Below are 25,239 nucleotides of genomic sequence, written 5' to 3'. Positions count from 1 at the left end.
TTGGCGCTGCTAGGCCGCTTTCATGGCCTCGCTCAGCAGGCGGGCAGTGGTCGGTCCCAGGGTAAAGCCCTGATGTCCATGGCCGAAATTATACCAAAGCCCAGGCTGGCGCGGCGATGGCCCGATCATTGGCAGCATGCCCGGCAGGCACGGCCGCGTGCCCATCCATGCCTTGTCCTCGACCGGCACGCCCAGCTTGAACAATTGCTGTGCCGCCTGGGTTGAATACTGCAGCTGACGCAGGCTGGGGGGCGCGGCGATGCCGTTCAGTTCAGCGCCGGTCAATACGCGCAAACCTCTGGTCATGGGCGACAGGAAGGTGCCGGTTTCGACATCCATCATGGGGAGGCGAGGCCCCTGCTCCACGCCGAAATGCCGGTGGTAGCCACGTTTGAACACCATTGGAATGCGATGCCCGAAGCGGGCCAGCAAGCCTGGCGACCAGGGGCCAAGGCAGACCACCGCGCGTTCGGCCTCGACCGCACCGCCATCGGCCTGAACCAGCCAGCCCTGCCCCTGGCGCTGCAGACTCATCGCGTCCCCGCGCAGGAAGCGACCGCCCCGGCGCTCGAACAGGTCTGCGTAACGCTCGACCAGCGCGCCCGGGTCCTTGCAGGACCAGGAACTGGTCCAATGCACTGCTCCTGCAAGCGGGTGTCGAAGGCCGGGTTCGGCTGCGGCAATTTCAGCGCCATCCAGCAATCGGTGCGGCACCCCATGTTCGGCTTGATAGCGCCCGGCCGCGGCTGCCGCAGCCGCAAATTCACATTCGGTGCGATAGACCTTGCGGTAGCCCTCACGCGAGATGAGATCCTCGGCTCCCGAGGCGGCAATCAGCGCGCCGTGGTCGGCGGTGGCACTGTGAATCATCCTGGACCAGGCGGGGACAATTCTGGACCGATAGCCATGCGGCAGCGAATTGCGCGCATAGCGCAGCACAGGGCCCAGCCAGTGGCGCATGCCACCCAGGCTCCAGGCGACATTATTGGTGCGGCCAAGCGCAATATCGGCCAATGTGGGCAGATCGAGCGGCAGCGGATAGGGCTCGACGGCCTCAGCCTGAATAATGCCGGCATTGCCATAGCTGGTTTCCTGGCCCGGCCCGCGCCGATCGATCACGCTCACGGCATGTCCCTGATCCTGCAGGGCCAGTGCCGTGCATACGCCGACCATGCCGGCGCCTAGTACGATAATATCTGTCATGATCGACCTAAATTTTGCTCGTGTTCGGCCTAGCCCACACGCGCTTGATACCGGGCAGCCGCCACGCCCCCGCCACCGCCGCAAACTGCATGGCGCACATGATGGGCGTCACAATGGATCAGGGGGTTGGAAGGCATGAACGGTTTCCGGATTTGTCGGAATTTTCGCGACTGACGGGACCGAAGTCAACCGTCACCAGCCCCGGCGGTCGGTTTGCGGATATGACAGACAGCGCAGACCTTTCGGACCTGACACAGAAATTTCGTATGGATACGGGATCACGAAGCCGCAGAGCGGCGGCCATTTCGGTAGTTGCTGAAGGCGTCGTGGGTGGCTCCGGAGAAATACTTGGAGAAAAACGGGAGGCTTGCCGCTCCGACGGCGCCTGCCGAAGATCCCAGTTGCGAGGGGGTCAATTCAACCGACTTCAACCCGCGCGAGGGCCCAGGTGCCGCCGCGGTAATATCGCTCGCCTGTCTGGCCAGGGCCTCGTTAACCCAAGCGGGCAGGCGGCCGCCGACCAGGATTATCGCTGGATCGAACAGACCGCTGATGATCAGTGCCGCCCTGCCCAGCTGTTCGCCGGCGCGATCGATCCAGGACAGCAGGTGCGGACGCACATCCTCGCCTTCCAACTCGATATCGGTTAGTTCGAGACCTGCAAAACCTTTGGCGGCAAGGGTATCGAGCAAGTCCTGGCCGGAGGGGCGGGGCGTGCCGATCGGGAAAATGGGACCGGGCAGGCAGGCATTGCCATTGGCACCGCGAAACAGGCGACCGGCCAGGATGCCGCCGCCGCCGAAGCCGTGGCCAACATGGATAAGAAACAGGTGACCCACCCCCCGGCCGGCGCCGAACATGTGTTCGCCCAGGGCCGCGCAAGCGCCGTCATTCTCGAAGAAGACCGGCGCCTCGAACATGGCAGCAAGGTCATCGGCGAAACTGATGCCCTCGATTTGCGGAAACAGCTCATGCGCCCGGAAGTCATTGGCATCACGCCCGAAATTGCCCGGCACCGAAACGCCGAAACCGACGAGATCCTTCTGGTCGAGACTGTTTGCCGCAAGAAGCGAGCCGAGACCTGTCCTGGTCGCCGCCACGATCTGGTTGGGGCTTGCCCCGCTGATCGGCACACTTTTTGTGCCGACTATGATGCCGGCCAGATCGATCAATGCGACTTGCACCTGGCGGCGCGAAAAGTTGACGCCGGCGCTGAAATGCTGGCCGGGCACGATGGAGATGACCCGACGGGGCTGGCCCTGCTGGCCGGTGCGGTCGGCCTTCTCCTCGATCAGCCCCTCGCCGAGCAGCCGCGTGACGATGCGGGTCAAGGAAGCGCCTGTCAGGCCCAGGGTCTGGGCCATTTCGACACGCGACGGGGCTTCGCCGAGGAAGATAAGTTCGAGCACCTGGCGCTCGTTAAACGATAGGGTCATGGAGCTCTCCGTGACATTCACCATTGCAATGGATATTAAATTACGCAATGTAATAAATGTGTCACGGGAGGTGACTATGAGGGGGCAGCGACAATGCTGCAGAGGAGACGTCATTCATGTTCAGCAAAATAATTCCACTCGCCGCATTCCTGCTGGCGACGACCACGATCGCCGCACCGGCGCAGACGCTCACGATCTACTCGCCGCAGGGCGGTGACGATCGTGGCGCCTTCATTACCGAAAAAGCCAAGGAAGCTGGGTTCGATATCCAGTTCCTGGGCGGCGGTGGCGGCGAACTGTTCGATCGCCTGATCGCGGAGAAGGCCAATCCGCAGGCCGATATCGTCCTCGGACTGGTCCAGCCCTCGATGTATCAGCTCAAGGCCGAAAGCCTGTTCGAGCCCTTCGTGCCGGCCTGGGCCGTAGACCTCGGCGCGGACTTCAAGGATGCCGATGGCAACTTCCACATGTTCTGGCAGACCCCGATCGTCATGGCCTATACCGACAAGGTGACCGGCGAAGCCGTCCCGACATCTTGGCTCGACCTCGACAAGCCCGAATACAAAGACCTGTTCACCTTCGGCCCCATCACCAGCCAGACCACCCGCATGATCCTTGCCGGCATCCTGTGGCGCTTTGCCGATCCGGCGACCGGCGAAGTCTCCGAAGACGGCTGGAACTTCCTGCGCGCCGCCTATGCCAGTTCGCGCGTCCTCGCCGAAGGCGCCGATTATTGGCAGACCGTAGCCAGCGGCGACATGCCGGTAGTGCTGTCCTGGTATGGCGGGGTCGCGAACAACGCCGCCAAGAACAACATCGATGTCACCTTTGTCGACACCGAGGGCGGCACGCCCATGGTCGCGGAATCGCTCGGGATCATCAAGGGCACCGATGATCTGGAAGTAGCCCGGAAATTCGTTGAATGGTTCGGTTCGCCCGAGTTTATGGCTGCCTATGCCACCCGGTTCAACCAGGCTCCCGCCCATCCCGAAGCCTTGGCCAATTCGCCGGAAGCGGTTCGCGCCGGGGTCGAGCAGTTCCACGTCCAGCCCATCGACTGGAACATTGCCTCGGGCAAGCTCAATGAATGGCTCGAAACCATTCAGCTCGACATCATGCCTTGATCGCCCCGGGCAGCGGGAAGGTCCCGCTGCCCCCTGCCCTGGGAGGCCGCCAATGATCCGCTTCGAAGACGTCGATATCGCCTATGACGGCATGCTCGCCGTACCCGGCCTCAATATTACGATCGAGGAAGGCGAATTCTTCACCCTGCTCGGTCCATCGGGCTGCGGCAAGACCACGATCCTGCGCTGCCTTGCCGGTTTCGTGCCCAATTCAGCCGGGCGCATCATGGTCCGGGACCGCGACATTTCTCGTCTCGAAGCGGAGCGTCGGGGCGTCGGCATCGTCTTCCAGAACTATGCGCTCTTTCCGCATCTGACCGTCTCCGAAAATGTTGCATTCGGTCTGCGCGCCAGTCGCACCGGCAATGCCGAGGTCAGGCAACGGGTCGGTGACATCCTCGAGCGGACGGGGATTGCGGAGCATGCCGGCAAGCGACCGTCAGAACTCTCGGGTGGCCAGCAGCAGCGCGTTGCCATCGCGCGTTCCCTTGTCATGGGGCCGAGCATCCTGCTGATGGACGAGCCGCTGTCCAATCTCGACGTCAAGCTGCGCGTGGCCATGCGCAACGAGATCAAGAGGCTGCAGCGACAATTGGGCTTCACGACCATCTACGTCACCCATGACCAGGAAGAGGCCCTGTCCCTCTCCGACCGGATCGCCGTGCTCAATCGCGGACGCATTGAGCAGGTCGGTGCTCCCGAGGCGATCTATGATCGGCCCGAGACCGAATTCGTCTGCCGCTTCATCGGCGAGGCCAATCGCCTGACGCCAACCATGTTGGGCAGCAGCGGTGCGGCTATTAACACCGACACCCCCACCTTCGTGCGGCCCGAACATGTGCGCATAGGCGTCCCCCCGGCCGGTCATCTGCACCTGTCAGCCAGTGTCGAGGACGCCGTCTTTCTCGGCCCCCTCGTGCGTTACAGCATGAAGGCGGCCGATGGCCTGCTCGATGTCATCGTCTCGGGCGCGGAAGCAAGACTTGCCATTGGCAGCCAGCACATGCTTCATTTCCCGGCCGAAGCCGTGCTGCGTCCCCAAAGGACGGTGCAATGACACGTACCGCCTTGTCTCCCAACAAGCTCCTTCAGGGCGTTGGCCTGCTGATCATCGCCTGGCTGGTCATCGCCTTTCTCTATTATCCGATCGCCCATGTCCTCATCGCCGCCTTCTTTCCCGAGGGTCAGTTGTCGCTGGGCGCGGCCGAGCGGCTCGCCGATTCGTCCCGCGTGACGCGGAGCCTCTGGAACACCGCCCTCGTCGCCGCCGTCACCGTGGTCACGGTCAATGTCGTCGGCATCTTCCAGGTGGCAGTGCTTGAATTCTTCAAGGTGCGTTTCGCCCCACTGCTACTGCTCGCCTTTTCGACGCCGCTGGTGTTTTCCAGCGTCGCGGCGGTCTCGGGCTATAACTTCGTCTACTCCTCGCACGGCTTTCTCACCAAGCTGCTCCTGATGGTCTTTCCGGAAATGGACCCCAATTGGTTCACCGGCGGCATGGCGGTGGTCTTCGTGCATACGTTCACGATGACCGGCTACCATATTCTCTTCGTGCGCATTGCCCTGCGCCGCATCGATTTTTCGACGGTCGAGGCCGCGCAAAGCCTCGGCGTTTCGCCGGCACGCGCCTTTATCAGCATCGTGCTGCCGATGCTGGTGCCGGTGCTGCTGGCCACAAGCCTTCTCGTCTTGCTCGGCTCGCTCAACTCCTTTGCCGCCCCCGCAATGCTTGGCGGCCGGGATTTTTACATGATCAGTTCGATGATCCAGGCCCTTGTCGGTCTGGGCCGGACCGATATGGCTGCCTTGCTCTCGCTGCTGCTGGGCGCGGTGTCGCTCGTCATCTTCCTCTGGATGAAGCATGTCGAGAGCCGGGGCGGCACGGTTTCGACCGCCAAGACCCAGGCGCCGCTGCGCAAGACCGCAATCCGCAATCGCGTGACCAACGCCATTGTCCATGCTCTCGCCTATATCCTCGTCGTGATCTATGCGGCCCCGATCCTGATCACGATTGCCTTCTCCTTCGCGCCGGTCGAAAGCATAATACGGGACGCCTTCCCTTCGGCCTTCACCCTCGACCACTATATCGCGGTGTTTTCCAATGCCCGCGCCTTTGGCCCCTTGGGCAACAGCCTGATGCTGGCCACCCTGGCGGTTGCCGTGGCTCTTGCGGTCAGTCTTTTCGCCGCTATCCGCATCCGCTCGACCAAGGGCGTGGTCAGCGACAGCCTCGAATTCTCGCTGTTCATTCCCTGGGTGCTGCCGGGCATGATGCTGGCGGTCGGCCTGATCTCGGCCTACAGCGGCCCCTCGCTCCTCACCTTCGGCCAGACCCTGGTCGGCGGCTATTGGCTGTTGCCGATCGCCTATGTCTTTCTCGTCATCCCGCTCATGGTGCGCATGCTGGGCGCGGCCCTCGCTGGCATCGATCCCAATATCAACGATGCGGGCCGCTCGCTCGGCGCTTCGGCCTTCTATCGGTTCCGCCGGCTCACGGCGCCGCTGCTGGCACCGGTCATCGCGCTGGTTACGGCCATGTCCTTCAACGACCTCTTGTCCGAGTACACTCTCTCGGTCTTTCTCTACAACATCAACAACATGCCCCTCGGCGTTGCCCTGCAGAACGCCGCCCGCGCCGACGGCCAGGACCAGATCGCCATTTCCATGGTCTATGTGGTGCTGCTTCTCACCTTCTCGCTCATCGTGATCCTCGCCGCCGACCGTCTCGGCGCCGATCGATCCGGCCAACGCTGACTGATCTGCCATGACCACCAATGCCCGCCCGGACCGGACCACGATACCCCTTTTGCTCGAGCAACGCCTACGCGCCGCCGAAGACATCGCCGAAGCGGTGGGACGCTTTGCAGCCGACCAGGCCAGACGCCGGGGCAGCTTGATCGTCTCGACCAAGGGCCCGCAGGATTTCGTCTCGACCGCCGATTGCGAAGCCGAACGCCTTGCCCGCGCGTCGATCGCGGCGCGCTTCCCGCAGGATGCTATTGTCGGCGAGGAGGCCGGCGGCCAGGCCACCAACGCCTATTGGATCATCGATCCGATCGACGGCACCACCAATTTCCTCTCCGGCTTGCCGCTTTGGGCGGTGTCGATCGCCTATGTGGTCGATGGCGCGCCCGTGGTCGGCGCATTGGCCCTGCCCATGCTCGGTGAATTGCTCTCCGCCGCTCAGGGCCTGGGCATGCGGCGCAACCGGGAGACGATGGTGGCGGCCCAGCGCCAGGGACCGAAGCTCGCCGGCATCGGACGCAATCTGCCCTGGCTGGCGGATGGCTATCGCGAGACCGAAAGTCGGCTCGAAGCCGCGGGGTATAGCCTGGTTTCACTCGGCAGTTGCGCCACCGAACTGGCCTTCGTGGCCCTCGGAAGCCTCGATGGCTATGTCCAGGGCCAGGTCAATACCTGGGACATTGCCGCAGGCGTCATCATCTGCCGCGAGGCGGACATTGACGTCGATGTCACGCCCGGCGCCGGCTCGAAAGTCAACGTCATCGCCGGCACCAGGGCATTTCGCGACTTCTGCGCGGCCCCGCCCTCGGGCCGCCCCCTCTCCACTTAAGGAAAACACCCATGTCAACGCTGCCGCCCCCGTCCTTCGCCATGGAGGTGATCCGCAATCCCGACGCCCACGGCGTGCTGGTCGCCGCCCATCGCGGCGCCTGGCTGGTCGAGCCGGAAAACTCGGTGGCGGCGCTGGATGCCTGCGTCGCCATGGGCGTTGCGGTGATGGAGATCGATGTCCAACTAACCGCCGACCGGCAACTCGTCGTCATCCACGATGCCACCGTGGATCGCATGACCAATGGCAGCGGCTTCGTCCGGGATCAAACGCTCGCCGAACTCAAGGCCCTGCGACTATATGAGCGCGACGGTGCCCCTTGCGATATCTGGAAGCGCAAGTTGCTGACCGATGAGCCCTTGGCGACCCTGACGGAAATCTTCGAAGCTGCGCGTGGCAGGATTCTCCTCAATCTCGAGATCAAGTCCAATGCAAAATTCGGTATGGTGGAGACCTTCGCCGCCGCCCGACAGCTGGCGCTCGACATGGGCATGAGCGACCATGTCCTCTGGAAGATCCCCGCCTCGACACGGCTGAAACACCCCGAACTGCTTTCCGGCTTCACAGGTCAACTCGGCGCCGACTCCCTCGCCACCACGGTTGTGGACGGCCTCGACACCTCGGGCCTCTCCACTCTCGCCCCCATCGTCTGGCAGTCCAATCGCAGCTTCCAGCAGCAGATCGGCGATTTCGCCGGTCGCGCGGACACGCCGGTCTTCGAGATCGTCGCCCAAGACCTCTCCTACTGGCCCCTCGACGCAAATGGCCGACTGCCGGGCTCCGAGCGCTATTGCTACATGGGCATTGCCGTCCTGCCCGAATGGTGCGCGGGCCTGTCTGACGAAGTGGCCCTGCAAGACCCAGACGCGGCCTGGGGGCGCCTCATCGACATGGGATGCCGCATCGTCATGACCGATCGTCCCGAACAACTGCTCAAATATCTAAAAAAACGCGGCTTGATCGCGAAGCGGTGACCAGATCACGAAGGAAACGGGGCGCGACAACGATCGACAATGCGGCCGGCCTCATGGGAGGCCGATCCGGTCCAGCGCATGTCGGGCGTGAAATCGACACCGTAGAGCGCGGTAGATGAGCCCGCCTGCGCGAACAGGCCATAGCTGTTTTCGGCGCGCCCGGAGATAGCTTCGTTAAGCTGTTGCTGCGTGCCCATGACCAGCCCGCTCCAGGACCCGGCTCTGCCGGAAGAACTGGTCGGCTGCCATTATAGGCAGAAGCGCTGCCGGCCGCGCTTCATCGCGATGCGGACATCCCTATGCTCTGCCATTCTTCAGTGATTAGGATCCATGGACTTGATCGTCTGTCTCTCGATGAGCACCTCGTTTCTCGAACGTCGCAGAACTTCAGGTGGCGCGTCTTCAGCGCGGAGATAAATCAGTACAGCCACTGCCAAGCCGATAGCATAGCAGGCAAATAGTGCGGCATACGCGGCTTCGGGATTTCCCGGAACATTAACGGCCGTGACGACAATGCCGGTCAGGAACTGCATCAGGCCGACGGCGCCAATGGAGAAGAAGTTGAGCAGCGTGATGCCTCGTCCCGTCAGGTGAACGGGCACAAAGGCGCGCGCATGCGCCATGATCAGGGCGAAGTTTGCCCCCAGCAGGGCGACCAGCATGAACGCGATCAAGGCTTGCGTCATGCCCTGCGCCGGAAATAGTGCCAGCCAGGTGAGCGCAAGAACCGATCCGATATTGCCCAGCACCGCCACCCATTTGCGTGTACCGAATAGCGTGTCGAGGGGGCCATAGATGAACGATCCGGCAATTGCCGCAAGCGCCATGAAAAGCGTTGTCTGGCCGATAGCAAGCGAATCCGCACCATAGACTTCGGAGAGGTAAGGCCCGGCCCAAAGTCCGAGAATGCCGATCATTGCCGCATAGTGCAGGCCGACCAGCGGAAAAATCGGCCACAGCTTCCTGTTCCGGAGCACATCGAGATAGCCAGCAAAGGCGCTGCCTTGGCCGGGTCCCGGATCGGCACGGGCGGGATCGCGCACGAGCACCAAGAGGGCGACTGCGGTCAAGACAGCCAACATCCCGATGACCACGAGCACTGCACGCCAGCCAAAGCCCTCTGCAGCCATGGCCAGGGGCGTTGTGCCCGCGACATTGCCGGCAGACCCGAAGGCGATGAACCAGGATGTCAGCATCGCCAGGCGTGCTGGAGGAAAACTGCGCGCAAAGATGAACATGCCCGCCATCAGCACCGGCGCACATCCGGCACCGATCAGCGCCATGGCGGCGATGATCATCCAAGGCCCGCTTGCAGCCGCGAAGAGAAAAGCACCGCCGCCACCCAGCACGCCGAACATGAAAGCCGCCGTGCGCCTGGGCCCATAGCGGTCAAGCGATATGCCGACGACAAACTGCATCACGGCGAAGCTGGCGAACCATGCTCCGGACGCAAGGGACAGCTCCGCAGTGCTCGCGCCCAAGTCCGCAACCAGGTCGGGGGTGAGAACAGCCATGAACGAGCGGAAAAACTGCGACAGCACATATGCTATCGCCATGGCGGCGACACCTATCATTGATAATCCCTTTCCTGGGAGCTTGGTTCCTGGAGCTTAGAGTTCCAGGATAGCAGCGCGACCACCGACCAGCGCGACGCAACGATCCGGACCGCGTGAAACCAGGTCGATTACGTCCGCGCAGTCGGCGATAACGAGGTCAGCACGTGCGCCGGTCCTCATTCCGTAGTCCTGTCCATACCCCATGAGCCTGGCGGGGGCATGGGTAATCATGGTGAAGACGGTGTCCAGGTTGTCTGCGTGGAGATGTGAAGCCAGCAGCGTCCAGCGCGCGATCTCGAGCATGTCACCCGAACCGGTCGGCACAAACGGGTCTTGAATGTTGTCGGATGCGGTGGCGATGGTGACGCCCGAACGCACGAAGTCGGCCACCCGGGTAAGACCACGTGGCGCCAGACGCTCATATGTCCGCCCCTGCAGATAGAGATTGGCTGCCGGCAAGGTGATGACACCAATGTCATTCCTGTGAATGCGCTCGCTGATGCGCTCGAATTCGGCACGAGGAACTGCACTGAGCGCAGAGGCGTGCCCTATCACAACCCGGCCCTGCATCGCGTATTTCTCGGTGCGCTCGATGACGGCATCGAAATGCAGGCGGTCGGGATCGAGATGCTCATCGAGGTGCAGATCCACCGGCAGTCCATGGCGATCTGCCGCCGCAAAGAGGATGTCGAGATAGCGCTCTGGATCTTCCGCAACAGCAACTGTTCCCCCGATGGCGTCAGCACGAGAGGCCGCAGCATCGATGTTGGCCTCCAGCCAGTCGAGATCCTGGTTTGGATGCGGGACCATAAAGGCTACCAGCTGCAAACGCATGCTATCGCCGAACTCGCTGCGCACCTGCGACAGAGCGTCGAGCCCGTGGAAGCCTGCGTCCTTGTCGACATTGACGTGGCTGCGGATGGCGGTGGTGCCGCGGGCGCGACACTGGGCAATCGTCCTCCTGGCACGCCGGGCAATGTCTTCCGGAGGTGCAGTACGGGCGTAGCGAGCGAAGGCCTCGCGCGCGCCCTGCAGGGTTCCGGACGGATTTGCGGCCGACTTCAGAACGCCGGTCTTGTCGAGATGCTGGTGGGCGTCGCAGAAGCCCGGGACCACCAAGGCGCCGCTGAGATCTACCATTGGGACATCAGCAGGATTGATATTGGCTTCGATAGCCTCGATCCGCCCATCGCTGCCAATGAGAATGTCGAGCAGTTCGGGCTCGGTTTGTTGGTCGCGAAGGACTCTCCCGCCTTTCAGCAGGCGCACAATGTTGCCGGCGGTTTCAGATTGAAGCGATTTCCACATGCGAAACTCCAGCTAGATGGGCGGTTTTCATTGGCCAGGCAGATGAGCGTCATTGCCATCGCGATGGCACTGCGCAAGACGCTGGCTGTAATATCAGCAGGTTCATTGGCTCAGGCAGCCTTTATCCGCCTGAGCATGCTTGGTGATTTGCGACGCTATTCCATGAACCGGAACCGGTGCAGCGATATGAACAGGCTGAGCAGCTTGTTGACGACGGGCTCGCCCTCGTTCCGGTTACCCAGGTCTTCCAGAGCCGCATCAATAGCCGCTGCACTCGCCGTCAGTTCGTCGACGCTCATGTCGGCCATGACCCCGTAAATTTCCAGCGGCATAACGGCCTGGCTGACCTTGCCGTCGGTGACGATGCAGGCGCCGGAATACCGGTCCACTTCCTTGAGGCAGTGGCACATTTCCGCGCTGTCCTGTCCGACCGCGACAAAGTAGGGCGTGGGCGCCGGCCAGAATGTCGCCACCGCGCCTCGCTCCACATAGACCCCCTTGAACAATCCATTGACGACATGCCGCTGGCCATCCGCGTAGCGCTGGACCACCGAGAGGCGGCTCAGTTTGAGCCCGTCATGCTCTGGCACAATCCTGCCGTCCCTGATCGGCACCCACACTTCCTGATGGAATTTGGCGTGGCCACGACCATAGACGTCGAACAGGATCACTTTGGCCTGGGTGCCGTCTGCCGAAATCTCCAGCGGCACGATATCGAGCTGTTCGGGCACGAGGGTATCAAGGCCGGGGACGCCTTCGGTCCGCATGGCCGAATAGTCATTGTCCGCGTTCCGAAGCAGCTTGCGGTCCTTGGCGATCAATTCGCCATCCTTGAATACGAACAACGGATTGATCTTGGACAGACTGTCGGTGAGCACGATGTCGGCAAAGCGCCCAGGTGTAAGTGAGCCGATCTCGTCGTCCATGTGATAGGACCTGGCCGTGTTGAGAGTGGCCATCTTGATCGCCTTGATCGGGCTGATGCCCATTTCGGCGCACAGTGAGATGATCCAGTCCATATGCCCCATGGTCTGCAGCCGTGCGACGGAAATATTGTCCGTGCACAGCATGAAATTGTCCGTGGGGAACTTGCGATCAACGATGGCGCGCAATAGCGCCTTGATCACTTCGCTGCTGCCGACGCCGAACTTGATATGTGTCGGAAAGCCGAAGCGGATGCTCTTTTCGATGTCATCGACAGTCCACACGTCGTGGTTGTTGGACACACCAATGGCCGGAAGGTAGTTCAGGATCATATCGGAGAGCGCCGTGACGCCCCAGTGGCCGTTCATGAAGCCCTTCTTTTCACGAACCCAAGCGGCCTTCTGGAAGTCGTCATCGCTACCAGCACTGTAGGTAAAGTGCTCGAATTCGCCCAGACCGATCACGGGTTCCATGTCCAGTACGGCCTTGGTCACTGCGGCGGAGGTCTTCTTACCGGGGGCAAAGGCAAACAGCCGGTAGGGCAGCTTGTCGTAGTCCTTGAACAGCTCGCGCGCGGCGTGCTCGCCATCGTTGCCGGCAGCGCTGAGCAGGTCGAGGCATTCCGCATAGATTGTGGTCGTACCGCAGGGCACCATCGCTTCAGCCAGTGCGGTGGGGTTGGCAAGCTGGGACTCGAAATGCAGATGCGCGTCGATCAGACCGGGGATTGCATACAGCCCCTTGCCATCGAAGACCTCCTTCACCTTGAGGATGGTCTCGTCTGGGTTGAGCGCCACAATCCGCTTGTCATAAACCAGAATGGAGCCCTGATAGACCGTCTCGCCGTGCACATCGAGAATGTTCAGGTTCTTTATGAGGAGGTCGGCCTCTCGATTTCCATTAAGAATATCGAAGATCGCGCGGACCTTGTCATAGTGATTGATTTCGATATTTCCCATGACACGTCATCCTTTCTGCTGCCGGACCGACATTCAGATGTCGCCGGCCTTATGGAGTTTGCGCAGCCGCCACCGCTCGGTCCCGGATCGCCCGGTGCCGCTGGACAGTCAGATGGCCGCGTGTGTGAATTTCGCCCCGCTGACGCCTCTTGCCGTCAGCGGGCAGCGCTGGTGCTTAGCGGCGCCCCTCGGCATGGCTCTCGTGCCAGGATCCGATTGCCAGGTTCGACAGACCCGACATCGCGAGAAAGAGGGCGATACCGATGACCGTGATGAGACCGAGAGCGGCAAACATCAGCGGGATGTTGAGCTGGAACCCGGCCTGTAGAATTTCGTAGGCCAGCCCCGAGCCCATGCCGCCAGTGCCGGCGACGAACTCGGCGACGACGGCACCGATCAACGCCAGGCCACTCGAAATACGCAGGCCGGCGAAGAAGTATGGCAGGGCACTGGGAATGCGGAGCCGCAACAGGGTCTGCATCCGCGAGGCCTTGTTCGCACGAAATAAATTGACCAGTCCCGGATCGACACTGCGCAATCCAAGCGTGGTGTTGGAGATGATGGGGAACAGCGCAACAAGAGCGGCGCACACGGTCAGAGCGGTGCCGGTATCTTTGATCAGGATGATGATCAATGGCGAGATCGCAACGATCGGGGTCACCTGCAGGATGATGGCATAGGGAAACAGGCAGGCCTCGATAATGCGGCTCTGGTTGAACAGAAAGGCAATTGCCGTCCCGGTCACAACCGCCACGAGGAAGGCCTGCAAGGTAACCTGCAGCGTCACAGACGAGGCTCGTGTCAGGCCCGACAGATTGGTCGTGAAGCTCGACCAGATATCGGTCGGCTTGGGAAACAGGTAGATCGGGACCTCGTTTATGGTGCACAGGACCTGCCACAGCACCAGCAGGATGACCCCTACGGCAACTGGACCAATGAACGGGAGGGCGGCGGCACGGCTGAGTTGGAATTGGCTCACGGTTTGGTTCCTCCCGATACGTTGCCGGATTCTTCGGATGCCAGGTGCAGCGCGCGCGACAATTCTGCACAAAGGGCGGCGAAGCGGGGGCTCCCGCGGAATTCCTCGTCGCGCGGCCCAGGAACATCAATATCGATGATGCTGGAAATCCGGCCGGGTCGGGCTGCCATGACGACAACGCGCGTGGACAGAAAAACGGCCTCGTAGATCGAGTGCGTGACAAACACGATGGACAGGTCGCGCTCACGCCAGAGCTCAAGCAGGTCCGCGTCGAGCTTGTTGCGCGTGAACTCGTCCAATGCGCCAAATGGTTCGTCCATCAGCAGCAGGTCAGGTTCGGTAGCCAGGGCCCGGGCTATGGAAACCCGCATCCGCATGCCGCCGGAAAGCTGGCGCGGCAACTGGCCCCCGAATCCGGCAAGGCCCACTTTTGCGAGCGCGGCCTGGACGCGTTCCTGTGCTTGAGGGCGCGGAACACCCGCGAGGTCGAGCGGCAGCCGGGCATTGGTTTCGATCGTCGCCCAGGGCATCAAGGTCGCGTCCTGAAACACGATCGACAACGTCTTGCCCGGCGTACCGGTCTGTTCGAACCCCCCGCCCCACCAGGATAGTTTACCCTTGGAGGCAGGGAGCAGGTTGGTCATCATCCCTAGCAGAGTACTCTTGCCACAACCGGATGGTCCGATCAGGGTCAGGAACTCACCGGGTTTGAGCGTGAGATCAACGGGCTCAAGCGCTCGAAAGCCATTTGGGAACGTCTTCTCTGCGGCCTTAACCTCAATTACCGGCACGCGTTTCACTGGAATTTCCTTACCCACGATCGTGGTTGCAGCGACTGTCTGGGGCATGGTTTGCATCAATCGGCGATGATGTTGAGGCCGCTCACGAACTCGGTCGTGAAGGCATTTTTCCAGTCGGTGCCGGCTTGCAGCAGCTCGGCTGACACCATGTAGTCGTAACTGGCCTTCCAGCGCTCCTCGGTCATGGTTCCAATGCCTTGCGTAGCGGCATCCCCTCCGGTGACCAACTGCAACTCCTTGAGGCGTTTGAGAGCAAAGGCGAGCTGCTCGTCGGTCATGTTGGGATTGGCTTCCTGGATCAGTTTGTTGCCAGGGGTGGGGTCGGCGAGATAGCTCTTCCAGCCTTCGATAGAGGCCCGAACAAAGCGCTCAGTCACGTCTGCCTTGTTGTCGAGGACGTCCGTGCGGGTGACGAGCGTCATGCCGTAGGGTGGGTAGCCGTAGTCTGCGAACAGGTAGAAATTGTGCGCAATGCCCTGTTGCGTAAGCGAGAATGGTTCCGAGGTTGGGAAAGCCTGCTGTGCGGCCTGCGGGTCCACCATGAAGGGCTGAATGTTGAAGGTATAGGGTTTGACCTGCGACTCGCTGAGGCCATAAGTATCCTTCAGCCATGGCCACCAGGACGCTCGCGCCGTCGTGGCGATCATCAGGGTCTTGTCCGTCAGGCCATCTAGGCCGGTGACGTCGGCATGGGTGAGCATGCCGTTGACGTCGTGCTGGAACATCGCTGCGATAGCCTTGACCGGCAATCCCTGCTCGACGCTGCTCAGGACCTGAAAATCGAAGCCGTTATAGTAATCGGTTTCCCCCGCGAGCAACAATTGCATGCCATTGATCTGGGGGCCGCCCATCCTGACGGTAACGTCTAGCCCGGCCGCTTCATAAAGGCCCGTGGCCTTGGCCTGGTAATACCCGCCATGTTCGGCCTGCGCGTACCAGCTGGTCATGAACACCACTTTGTCCATATCCGCGGCAGAGGACAGGCATGTGCCGCCCATCAGGGCGCTCGCGATCACAGCAAAATGCAGGGCAATCCGGGTTGGGCTCTTCAGTTCAGTCATTGAATTTCTCCTCCTCGCAACGCGCTTTTTGGTCGCATTTTGCAGTTGGATCAAAGCTGAATGCAGCGTACTAGAAAAGAACAATCTTTAGTCCGCAATGCTCTCTTTTTGAGAGCGCACTGATGAGGGGGCGTTTCAGATGCTGCATTCAAGGTTGCTGCGTTATCTTGACGAAGTCGCCCGTTGCGGTTCGATCCGCGGCGCTGCCGAGCGCCTGAACGTCGCTTCCTCCGCCATCAACCGGCACGTTCTGCAGCTCGAGGAGTCCATCGGTGAGCCCTTGTTCGAGCGCCTGCCCCGCGGTCTGCGCCTGACGCCGGCAGGCGAGGTGTTGCTTGCCCATATCCGCCGGACGATGCAGGAATACAGCCAGGTCGAAGCCGAAATCCGCGACCTGAAGGGACTGCAAAGTGGGGAAGTGATCATCGCGACCATGAACGGGTTGGCGGGAGGGATCATCCCACAAACAGCCGCGACCTTCTGCGCCCGCCACCCCAATATCAAGATATCGATCCGCGTCATGTTCATTCGCGATATCATCGCGGCGGTCGCCGATGGCGAGGCCGATCTGGGGCTTGCCTTCAACCTGCCAGACACGCCGCAGCTCGATACGCTGGCAAGGATGGACGCACGCCTTGGCGCGGTCGTTGCGCCCGGTCACGCCCTCACCAGCATGAGTTCGATACCCCTGGCCTTCTGCGCGCCCTACCCGCTGATCTTCGCGGACCGAACGATGCTGATCCATGACATCGTGACCGACGCCTTTGCTCAGGCGGGCCTTGATGTGGAACCAACCTTCCTGACCAATTCCATTGAATCGATGAAGTGGCTGGCCGCCTCCGGCGAGGCCATCGCCTTTCTCAGCAAATTCGACATTGCCGAGGAGCATCGGAACGGCCTGCTCAATTACCTGCAGATTCGCGACCGCGTCATGGGCAAGAATGTCCTCTCACTGGTACAGCGAGGAAAACGAAATCTAGGTCTCGCGGCATCGATGTTTGCAGAAGAGGTTTTGCGTTCCCTGCGGGCGGCTGTCGAATAGGCAGCGAGACGACCCATCGCCCGGTCATCACCGGCGCCCGCAGCGGTTCGCTGCCGCTGCATGGCAAGAACCTCACCGTCGGGGCCGCCTTCTCTTTGAGCCGGTCAGTGCCCCCATCATTCATGCGCCGGAGCAGGCGGACGGCATAGCTCGGCCAATACCCCATGAGAGGCGACCTTGCTCGATGGTCAGCGTCAACGGACCATTCGAAAATGTCGTGCCTTCTGCTCCAATGGAAGGCAGGTCGATCTCCGCCGCGTCATTGACGGATACCAAAGCGCTTTCACCCAAGAGACGCACCGCCAGGCGTGTGCCGTCCTCGCAAAGGTAATTGCTGACGGGGAACTGATTACCCAGGCCGATCGACGCGCCAGGTTCGGAATTGGCGAGAGCGAGGGTGTTTTTGTAGATATTGCCATCCTTCATGATGACGACGAAATTGTTCGGATCGGCAACAAGATCGAGGTTCTCAAGCGGGTTGCCATCGACGAGCAACAGGTCGGCGAAGGCGCCTTTCTCGATGACCCCGATAGTACCCGGATAGGGATTGCGCGGCCCGGTGAGCTGGAGCAGCTCGCCATTGGTGGCCGTAGCCATTTTAAGAATTTCGGCCGGGGTAAACCAACGCTGTAGCAGGGTCAGCATGAAGCCTTGAGTCTGCGCCATTTGCGATGAGAACAGAATATCGGTGCCAAAGGCCGTCTTGATCCCGAATTCCTTGACGAAGCCATAGAGCCTGTCAGTACCGGTGATGACCTCGCGCAAACGCTGGAGATTGGCTTCGGGTAGCGCAATGCCCTTTTCAAAGCTTGCGTCGAAGGGCTGCGTGCTGAGCCAGATGCCCTTCTCGGCCATCATCTTGGCTGTCTCGGCATCCATGAGGTGACCATGCTCGATAACCTTCACCCCTGCTTCGACGGAGCGCTGGATTGCGGCCGGCGTATAGGCGTGAACGGCGACATAGGTGCCCCAATTCTCGGCGGCTTCAACGGCGGCGTGAAGCTCCTCAAGGGTAAAGGTGGAGACATCGAGCGGGCTGTGCGGCGAGGCAACACCGCCACCGGCGGTGAGCTTGATCTGCACTGCGCCGAGCATCAATTGCTCGCGCGCCCGCATCCGCACTTCGTCGGGACTGTCGGCGACCATCGCCATGCCCAGCTCCTCCATGCGGGACAGATGGCCGATTTCGCGCGGGAGTTCGGTCAATGAGCGGAAATCGCCGTGGCCGCTGGTGACGGTGATGATGGCGCCGGAGGGATAGATGCGCGGACCAACGACACGGCCCTCATCGATCGCGCGCTTTAGCGAGAACGCGGCACCGCCCATGTCCCGCACCGTGGTGAAGCCCCGCATCAACGCCGCCTCGGCTTCGTTGACGGCGATAATGGTGCTGTAGCCCAAATCGTCGTTGAGACCGTCATCCGGCGTAGTGCCGACCAGCATCGTGTGCCAATGGGCGTCGATCAGCCCCGGCATCAACGTGCGGCCTGCTCCATCGATGATTTCTGCGCCATCGGCTTCGATGGGGTCGACGGAGATCGTGTCGATCACATTGCCGCGCACCAGCACGTTGCTGGCGAGTGATAGCGTATCGTCGCGGCCGTCGAAAATCCGGACATCCTCGTACAATACCAACCCTTCGCCATGAGCCAGGGCGGGCAGCATCACTGCGGTGCAGGCGAGCGCCAAGCACAGTCGAGACGCGGTACAATGGATCGCTCCGGCGATCCTCAGGTGAGGACGGAAGGACATCGTACAGGGCCTCCATGTGGCAGAATGCCGGATATTGGGCAGAAAACTATGCCACTGCACGGTCGCGGCGTCGTGTGCCTCACGTCCCAACTCTGGTCGTTCTGTCTCATTCTCGGCGACGTCAAAGGGCGGCGGCGGCAGCGTCTTACGATGTCGGACGCCTACATCATCGTCGAAAAACGGCCGAAGAAAGTACCAGATGGCCTTTGACTGCAATGGCTTCTACTGGGAGGTTTGTATTTGGATAATGCCAAATCACCGCTTTTCGGGCTGCTCTAGGCGGCCAGTGGCACTTTGGGCTGGCGGCAGGCAAAGTTCTACCACCTTTGGAACCACCCCGGCCGCAGCTAGATAGACTTGAGGTCAAAGTCGGTCCGAAGACGTCCAGCTAAGCTCGACATTAACGACTTTAGATGAGGGTAAAATGGGACGCAGCTCCCAATTGGACACCTGGGTCCCAATATTCAACTACTTAAGCTAGTTGAAGTGGCGGAGAGGGAGACCGCCTTGTTAGCGTTTAGCTGAGTGTAGGTTAAGCCAACTACGCTCAGCAGGCAAGAAGATATATATTAGCAAAATCAATGAATTGTAGGCGCGTGACACTCTGCTGGCCGCAAATGAGCGAAGTTGGACAATTCGCTGAATCCAGCTACATCCAAAATTAAATGTGGGGTAAAGTGTGGGGCACCTGAGTTAGGTTACCTCATGAAAACTGGCAAACACCCCGACAAAGCACTCTCAGCCGTACAGGTGAGACAGCTCAAAGAGCCGGGCCGATATGCCGACGGCAATGGGCTCTACCTCGTCGTTGATCCCTCGGGAGCCAAGCGCTGGATGCTGCGCACGGTGGTGCAGGGCAAGCGCCGAGACATCGGGCTAGGTGGTGTCTCCTTGGTCAGCTTAGCCGAAGCCAGAGAGAAGGCATTAGCCTATCGCAAGCTCGCACGCGAGGGCGGGGACCCGCTAGCTGAGAAGCGGCTCGCCAAGAAGGTGGTGCCGACATTCAGCGAGGCGGCGGACACCGTCTATGCCGAGCACAAGGCCGGCTGGCCGACGGCAGTCCTTCCGGGGCGGTCACTTCATCAAGGCCATCGAGGGGCTTGGGCCGATGAGGCGGCGGCTGACAATGCGCGCGCCAACGCGCGTGCCTTTTGAGCCGCCGACTTTGACCGGCTCTCTTTCTGTTGGCAGTGATGGCGGTGGGGACTCGTGCTCGCTTGCTAGCTACTGGCGATGATCAGATCGGACATTTTTTCGGCTAGCATGATCACCGGAATATTGAGATTGGCACGGGGCGCGGTCGGCATGATCGACGCGTCGACTACTCTCAGCCCCTCAATGCCGTGCACCTTGCCGGTGCGCGGGTCCACCACCGCATCGCGATCATCGGCGCTGCCCATCTTGCAGGTGCCGCAGACATGCCACTGCCCGAAGGCATTGGCGCGCACATAATCGTGCATGGCATCGGTGTCGGTCAGCAGATCCCGCAGGGAAAGGCCGTTGGCGACGGCGAGATGCATGAACTGGCGCCGAGCGAAGGGCAGCGCATCGATCACGACGGCAACAGGGGCGGTAATCAGGTAGTTGCGCAAGGTCTGGCGACCCAGCGCCTTGGCAAAGCCGGTATAACTGGAGGCGGTGGGGGTTTCGATGGAACCAGCCAAAGCATCGGCAGCAAACACTCTTGCCATCAGGTGCATGGAGCCGCTGAGGCGCTCCAGATCGCGGGAATCCGAAAGATAGTTAAGGTTCGCCGTCGGCTCGGCCATCGGATCGTTGGAAACCAACGAAACGCTGCCGCGCGATTCCGCCTTGTTGATCCAGGAAAGCATCGAGGCCAGGCGGATGCCCAAGGGGTGCCATGCCGACTTGGCGGCCATCATGGAGAACATGTCGGACGGGCCGCACCCTTCCACGCCAGAGCTGTAGCGCAGGCCCACATGGATATGGCGGCGGGTATGGCGCAGGCGCGCATGCGGCTTGATATAGGCCGAGAGCGATATGCCAGGATGCTCCTGCAGGTTCTCCCCGACCCCGGGCAGATCGACAATGGCATCGATCCCCACCTTGCGCAGCGCAACTTTGGGCCCGATGCCCGAGCGCATCAGCAGGGCCGGCGAATGGATTGCGCCCGATGACACCACCACATCGCGCGCTGACAGGACTTCTTCCTTGCCATTGCGAATGACCCTGACACCGGTGACGGCGCCATCGGCAATCACAAGCGTCTTAACGTGAGTATCGGCCATGATGGTCAGGTTGGGCCGCTTGCGGGTATCGATGTCGAGATAGCCCATGGATGTGGACACGCGATGCTTGCCGCCATTATTAGACAGCGTCATGGGGAAGTGACCGTCGCCAAAGGCGCCGTTTTGGTCTTCCAGACCCGCATAGCCAAGCTCGTCTAGCGCCGCTTCGGTGGAGCGGGACAACGCCGGCCATTTGTCGCGCGGAATGCGGTAAATCGGGATCGGACCGGTCTTGCCGTGGAGCGGGCCGTCCATGTTCTGGTCGGTTTCGAGCTTCTTGAAATACGGCAACACGCCGGCCCAGTTCCAGCCTTCGGCGCCCAGATCTTCCCATTCAGAATAATCGTCGGGGGTGCCGCGATTGGCAATCTGGCCATTAATGCTGGAGCCCCCGCCCATCAAGCGGGGCTGCTCGTATTTCTTCATGGCCGGCTTGTTGAGTGCATTGTGCAGATGCGGCTGGCTCTGGACCATCAGCCCAGCCCAATGATTGCGCGGGTCATGCGCGGCCTTGCCAGGATAGGTGTCAAGGACGGCCTCGCCTTCCTCACCTGGCTTGAGATCGCGCCCCGCCTCGATCAACAAGACCTTGCGGTTCTTGTCCGCGGAGAGCCGATTGGCCAAGACGCAGCCAGCGCTGCCGCCACCGACGATGATAAAGTCCCACATATGAAATTCCCTTGAGAAGGCTAGACCGGCGAACAGGCCCGTTAGTGCGCGTAAGTTTGCAGAAAGTAGTCTGCGGCGGCTTCGGCCACGGTCTGATCCTCGCCAACGGAGCCGGAGCTGACCCCGACCGCGCCGATCACCGCCCCATTCACCACCAGCGGAATGCCGCCGGGCAGGGTAGTGAAGCGCCCATTGAGCAGCGCCTGGGCGCCGAAAGCAGGAGCGCCCGGCTGGGTGGCGGGGCCGATATCCTTGGTTGCCTTGCGGGCGCCAGCTGCGGCGAACGCCTTGGTGATGGCGATGTCGATGGAAAAGAACTTGGCCCCATCCATGCGGCGGAACGCCACCAAATGACCGGCATCGTCTACGATGGCGATGTTCTGGGGTACGCCCATTTCGGTGGCGCGCCTTGTGGCGGCGGCAATGACGTCTTCAGCCTGCGTGATGTCGATACTGAGCTTGGTCAGCATGTTGGGAACTCCATTCAACAGAAGCGATCAGCCTTTGACCGAGCCTTTGGTCAGCCCTGAAACGATGAGCCGTCCCAGCAAAATGAAAATGATCAGGATGGGGATGATGGCCATGGTTGCCGAGGCTGTCAGCGGACCCCATTCTCGGCCGAAATAGCCGATGAAATTGTAGATGGCCGGCTGCACCGGGCGCAGCGCCGGATTGTCCACCATCACCGTACTGGCGACGAACTCATTCCAAGACCCGACAAAAGCCATGACGCCGGCGGCCCCCAGAGCCGAGCGGCTGAGCGGCAGGATGACGAGGCGCAGCACATCGAAATGGCTGGCGCCATCGGCCACCGCAGCCTCGTCGAGCTCGCGCGGGATCCCCTCGAGCGTGCCCTTGATGATCCAGATGGCCATGGGCAATTGGTGGGCGGTGTAGATCAGCGGCAGCGTGAACCAATTGTTGGTCAGCCCCAGGCGCGTAAAATAGATGTAGTTGGGGATCAGCAGCGCGGCGGCGCCCAGCGATAGAGGAATGCTGGCGACGACCAGCAGCAGCAGGGTTTTGCGGAACGGGAATTCGAAGCGGTCGAACGCATAGGCTGCCGGCAGGGCCAGCGTCAGCGCCGCGACCACCGTGCCGACGCAATACAGCACCGTCACCTGCATGTTCTGCAGGAAGCCGCTTTCAATCACGCGCTCGTAATTGGCCAGCGTCGGCTGGAAGCCGAAGATGACGGGTGGAAACTTGAACAGGTCAGCTTCCGCCTTGAGCGAGGTGAGCACACCCCAGACCAGCGGAATTAGGTTGAGCAAGGCCAGCACCAGGAACAAGCCGGTTGCCAGTATGCCGGCAATACCGGGGAGACGGCGGCGATGTACCGGTTTGACAGCGCGGTCCGGCGTGGATGGATTTGTGGTCATGATCGTCAGGCCTTCCATTTCGCGAGACGGACATAGCCCAGCACCAGCAGGACATTGCCAAAGAACATCACCAGGGCCAGAGCTGTCGCCGAACCAAGGTCGTAGGTGACGAAGGCGCGGTCGAACACTTCGATGGGAAGGATACGGGTGGCCGAGCCCGGGCCGCCGCCGGTCAGCACGAGCGGGGTCTCCACTGTGTTGATATTGGACAGCGTCAGCACGATCGTTACCAGCAGCAGCGGCGTCTTGAGCAGCGGCAGGGTGATCATGCGGAACACCTGCCAGGCGGTGGCGCCATCGAGGGAGGCGGCTTCTTCATAATCGTCCGGAATGCTCTTTAGACCGGCCAGGATGATGATCACCGCATAGCCGATGCGCTTCCACACCGAGACCGAGATCAACAGCGCCATGGCCGAATTCGGATCGTTCAGCAGATGGATTTCGCCAAAGCCGGCGGCGCGCGCCAGCGAGATGGCCAGGCCGATATCGTTGACGAACACCCAGCGGAACAGCAGCGTCGCCACCACGGTGGAGATGATCCACGGGATGATCACGATCATCTGCACGACAAAGCCGCGCTTGGGCGGCAGTTTGTGGATCCACACAGACAGCGCCAGGGCGATGACGATGGTGATGGCCACGGAAAAACTGGTGAAGACCAGGGTGCGCCGCAACGTCCCGCCCAAAGCGGGATCTTCGAACAGCCGGGCAAAATTGCCCAGGCCGATGAAGTCGGTCGGCGCACCATATTGAATGCGGAATAGGCTGAACCACAGGCCATAGAACACTGGCGAGAACAGCACGAGCGTCAAGACGGCAAATGCCGGCAGAACGTAGGACACGCCGGTGAGACGGGAATGCATCGCAATCTCTCGAATGCTGGAGAAGGATGCGAGGCCGGGGCCTCGCATCACAATTGGGCGTGTTAGCGATTGTTCTGGCGATTGAACTCGACTTCGGCATCCTTGAGCGCCGTCTCGACGTCTACGCCTTCGACCAGAACGCGCTGGGCGGCCTTGTTGATTGCTTGACGATAGCCACCCACCGCGAAGTCGATCGGGGTGAGCCAGCCGAACTTGGCCGAGCCTTCTGCGGCAACAGCAAGGTATTCGTTGCCCGGCTGCGCGATGAAATCAGCCAGTTCGGTCAGGGTCGACTGAAGACCGGGGACCTGACCACCATCGGTCACCCAGATCTTGTCGGCCTCCGAACCCAGCATGTACTCCACGAAGTTACCGGCCTCCTGCTTGATCGGGCTACCCGACCAAACACCAACGGCCCAGCCAGCCATGACGGCTGGCGAATGCGCGGCGACACCGTCGCCCGGCCACATCATCAGGCCGACCTTGTCCGCACCCAGCTTTGCCTGGAGGGTGGAGACGCGCACGGCAGGGCCCTGGATCATGGCCACACGGTCAGACGCGAATTGCTCGAACATGTCATCGACAGTCCAGGTTGCTGCCTGGGCCGGCGAGATACCCTCTTTGACCATGTCGGTCAGCAAGGTCATCGCTTCGACGCCCTTGGCATTGGCGAAATTGGCCGTGCCGTCGGCGTTGAAGGGCTCGATGCCGGCCGCCAGCATGGGGGGCAGGATTGGCGAGGGATCGGCCTGCTGTTCGCTGAACCCGGTGGCAAAGCCATAGCGCGTGACCTGGCCAGCCGCATCCTTGACCGTCAGGGCTTGGGCAGCATCGTGGAACGCCTCCCAGGTGGTCAGGCTTGTGGGGTCAATGCCGGCTTCCTCAAACAGGTCCTTGCGATACATCAGCGAGATGTAGTTGCGCGACACAAAGATCGAGTGCTGCTTGCCATCAACCAAGCTCAGGTCCCAATAGGCGCCGGCATTGTCAGCCAGCTGCTCGGCCGACCAGTCCTTGATGAACAGCTCATTGAGATCGGCGAGCGATCCCGACTTGATGGCATCGCCCAGGAAGTCCGTCACCACCCAGATCACGTCGGGCGCATTGCCGGTGGCGTGGGCCGACAGGAACTTCGGGGTCATCTGGTCCCAAACCTGGGTTTCAACCAGAATCTTGGTACCCGGATTGGCTGCTTCATAATTCTCGATGATCTTGGCCAGCGCCACTTCACGCGGGGCCGTACCCGTGGGGTTCAGGAAGGTCCACATGCGGATCGTCTTGTCTTGCGCCATTGACGGCGCGGCGGCCGCCAGGGCCGCCAGCGCCACAGTCGCGGCCATAGCCACTTTGATGAATGTTCTCATGTCCTCAGTCTCCTCCTTGG

22 protein-coding genes are annotated in these 25,239 nt (G+C 61.3%); 7 read left to right on the top strand and 15 right to left on the bottom strand.

From position 1 onward, the window contains the following. Positions 1 to 9: 9 nt before the first annotated feature. Positions 10 to 1,203 (bottom strand): NAD(P)/FAD-dependent oxidoreductase, encoded by a 1,194-nt coding sequence (locus BUA69_RS15515; protein ID WP_046135263.1) that lies wholly within the window; start codon positions 1,201 to 1,203, stop codon positions 10 to 12. A 278-nt stretch (positions 1,204 to 1,481) separates the two neighbouring features. Next, the gene (locus BUA69_RS15510; RefSeq protein WP_046135264.1) at positions 1,482 to 2,639 is read right to left on the bottom strand and encodes an ROK family transcriptional regulator; all 1,158 of its coding nucleotides are present in this window, start codon (positions 2,637 to 2,639) and stop codon (positions 1,482 to 1,484) included. Positions 2,640 to 2,755: 116 nt separating this feature from the next. Here BUA69_RS15510 and BUA69_RS15505 point away from each other — a divergent pair, with 116 nt between their 5' ends. The 5 genes from BUA69_RS15505 to BUA69_RS15485 are packed head-to-tail and all read left to right on the top strand — an operon-like array spanning position 2,756 to position 8,311. After that, positions 2,756 to 3,763, top strand: a complete 1,008-nt coding sequence (locus tag BUA69_RS15505; protein WP_046135265.1) for an extracellular solute-binding protein — start codon at positions 2,756 to 2,758, stop codon at positions 3,761 to 3,763. Between the two features lie 52 nt (positions 3,764 to 3,815). Next, positions 3,816 to 4,820 carry an ABC transporter ATP-binding protein gene (locus BUA69_RS15500; RefSeq protein WP_046135266.1) on the top strand — a complete coding sequence of 335 codons (1,005 nt, stop codon included), beginning with the start codon at positions 3,816 to 3,818 and terminating at the stop codon, positions 4,818 to 4,820. Continuing rightward, positions 4,817 to 6,517 (top strand): ABC transporter permease, encoded by a 1,701-nt coding sequence (locus tag BUA69_RS15495; protein WP_046135267.1) that lies wholly within the window; start codon positions 4,817 to 4,819, stop codon positions 6,515 to 6,517. The genes BUA69_RS15500 and BUA69_RS15495 overlap by 4 nt, the downstream gene beginning before the upstream one ends. Before the next feature lie 10 nt (positions 6,518 to 6,527). Then, a complete protein-coding gene (locus tag BUA69_RS15490; RefSeq protein ID WP_052950547.1) occupies positions 6,528 to 7,337 on the top strand; it encodes an inositol monophosphatase family protein in 810 nt (269 codons plus the stop codon). A gap of 11 nt (positions 7,338 to 7,348) precedes the next feature. Beyond that, positions 7,349 to 8,311: a glycerophosphodiester phosphodiesterase family protein gene (locus tag BUA69_RS15485; protein ID WP_046135268.1), complete on the top strand. Its 963-nt coding sequence runs from the start codon at positions 7,349 to 7,351 to the stop codon at positions 8,309 to 8,311. A 5-nt stretch (positions 8,312 to 8,316) separates the two neighbouring features. Here the strand turns inward: BUA69_RS15485 and BUA69_RS15480 are convergent, their stop codons facing one another. The 7 genes from BUA69_RS15480 to BUA69_RS15450 all read right to left on the bottom strand — a co-directional run bounded on the left by BUA69_RS15480 (position 8,317) and on the right by BUA69_RS15450 (position 15,898). After that, the gene (locus tag BUA69_RS15480) at positions 8,317 to 8,508 is read right to left on the bottom strand and encodes a hypothetical protein (RefSeq protein WP_046135269.1); all 192 of its coding nucleotides are present in this window, start codon (positions 8,506 to 8,508) and stop codon (positions 8,317 to 8,319) included. Positions 8,509 to 8,625: 117 nt separating this feature from the next. After that, positions 8,626 to 9,825: an MFS transporter gene (locus BUA69_RS15475; RefSeq protein WP_244468755.1), complete on the bottom strand. Its 1,200-nt coding sequence runs from the start codon at positions 9,823 to 9,825 to the stop codon at positions 8,626 to 8,628. A 96-nt stretch (positions 9,826 to 9,921) separates the two neighbouring features. After that, positions 9,922 to 11,175: an amidohydrolase family protein gene (locus BUA69_RS15470; protein WP_046135271.1), complete on the bottom strand. Its 1,254-nt coding sequence runs from the start codon at positions 11,173 to 11,175 to the stop codon at positions 9,922 to 9,924. Between the two features lie 155 nt (positions 11,176 to 11,330). After that, positions 11,331 to 13,058: an amidohydrolase family protein gene (locus tag BUA69_RS15465; protein ID WP_046135272.1), complete on the bottom strand. Its 1,728-nt coding sequence runs from the start codon at positions 13,056 to 13,058 to the stop codon at positions 11,331 to 11,333. Positions 13,059 to 13,233: 175 nt separating this feature from the next. Beyond that, complete coding sequence (locus BUA69_RS15460; RefSeq protein WP_046135273.1) at positions 13,234 to 14,037, bottom strand: ABC transporter permease; 804 nt, start codon at positions 14,035 to 14,037, stop codon at positions 13,234 to 13,236. Next, positions 14,034 to 14,885: an ABC transporter ATP-binding protein gene (locus tag BUA69_RS15455; RefSeq protein WP_046135340.1), complete on the bottom strand. Its 852-nt coding sequence runs from the start codon at positions 14,883 to 14,885 to the stop codon at positions 14,034 to 14,036. Before BUA69_RS15455 ends, BUA69_RS15460 begins: the two co-directional genes overlap by 4 nt. 8 nt (positions 14,886 to 14,893) lie before the next feature. Beyond that, on the bottom strand, positions 14,894 to 15,898 hold the full coding sequence (locus BUA69_RS15450; protein WP_072866584.1) for an ABC transporter substrate-binding protein: 1,005 nt from the start codon (positions 15,896 to 15,898) through the stop codon (positions 14,894 to 14,896). A gap of 139 nt (positions 15,899 to 16,037) precedes the next feature. Between BUA69_RS15450 and BUA69_RS15445 the strand changes: the two genes are divergently transcribed. Next, positions 16,038 to 16,940, top strand: coding sequence for a LysR family transcriptional regulator (locus BUA69_RS15445; protein ID WP_046135274.1), 903 nt, complete (start codon positions 16,038 to 16,040; stop codon positions 16,938 to 16,940). 120 nt (positions 16,941 to 17,060) lie between these two features. Here the strand turns inward: BUA69_RS15445 and BUA69_RS15440 are convergent, their stop codons facing one another. Continuing rightward, the gene (locus BUA69_RS15440; protein ID WP_082093824.1) at positions 17,061 to 18,692 is read right to left on the bottom strand and encodes a metal-dependent hydrolase family protein; all 1,632 of its coding nucleotides are present in this window, start codon (positions 18,690 to 18,692) and stop codon (positions 17,061 to 17,063) included. Between the two features lie 705 nt (positions 18,693 to 19,397). Here BUA69_RS15440 and BUA69_RS15430 point away from each other — a divergent pair. Continuing rightward, positions 19,398 to 19,847 carry an Arm DNA-binding domain-containing protein gene (locus tag BUA69_RS15430; protein WP_046135276.1) on the top strand — a complete coding sequence of 150 codons (450 nt, stop codon included), beginning with the start codon at positions 19,398 to 19,400 and terminating at the stop codon, positions 19,845 to 19,847. Positions 19,848 to 19,912: 65 nt separating this feature from the next. On the opposite strand, the gene BUA69_RS15425 is transcribed toward BUA69_RS15430, so the two are convergent. The 5 genes from BUA69_RS15425 to BUA69_RS15405 form a co-directional block, all read right to left on the bottom strand. Further along, positions 19,913 to 21,610 (bottom strand): GMC family oxidoreductase, encoded by a 1,698-nt coding sequence (locus tag BUA69_RS15425; RefSeq protein WP_046135277.1) that lies wholly within the window; start codon positions 21,608 to 21,610, stop codon positions 19,913 to 19,915. A 41-nt stretch (positions 21,611 to 21,651) separates the two neighbouring features. After that, positions 21,652 to 22,080 (bottom strand): GlcG/HbpS family heme-binding protein, encoded by a 429-nt coding sequence (locus BUA69_RS15420; RefSeq protein WP_046135278.1) that lies wholly within the window; start codon positions 22,078 to 22,080, stop codon positions 21,652 to 21,654. Between the two features lie 27 nt (positions 22,081 to 22,107). Further along, positions 22,108 to 22,992 (bottom strand): carbohydrate ABC transporter permease, encoded by an 885-nt coding sequence (locus BUA69_RS15415; protein ID WP_072866589.1) that lies wholly within the window; start codon positions 22,990 to 22,992, stop codon positions 22,108 to 22,110. 5 nt (positions 22,993 to 22,997) lie between these two features. Beyond that, positions 22,998 to 23,855: a carbohydrate ABC transporter permease gene (locus BUA69_RS15410; protein WP_046135279.1), complete on the bottom strand. Its 858-nt coding sequence runs from the start codon at positions 23,853 to 23,855 to the stop codon at positions 22,998 to 23,000. Between the two features lie 62 nt (positions 23,856 to 23,917). Beyond that, positions 23,918 to 25,219, bottom strand: coding sequence for an ABC transporter substrate-binding protein (locus BUA69_RS15405; protein WP_082093826.1), 1,302 nt, complete (start codon positions 25,217 to 25,219; stop codon positions 23,918 to 23,920). Positions 25,220 to 25,239 lie beyond the last annotated feature (20 nt).

It is taken from the genome of Devosia limi DSM 17137 (assembly GCF_900128975.1).
GTDB lineage: Bacteria > Pseudomonadota > Alphaproteobacteria > Rhizobiales > Devosiaceae > Devosia > Devosia limi.
This window is presented reverse-complemented; position numbering and strand designations above follow the sequence as displayed.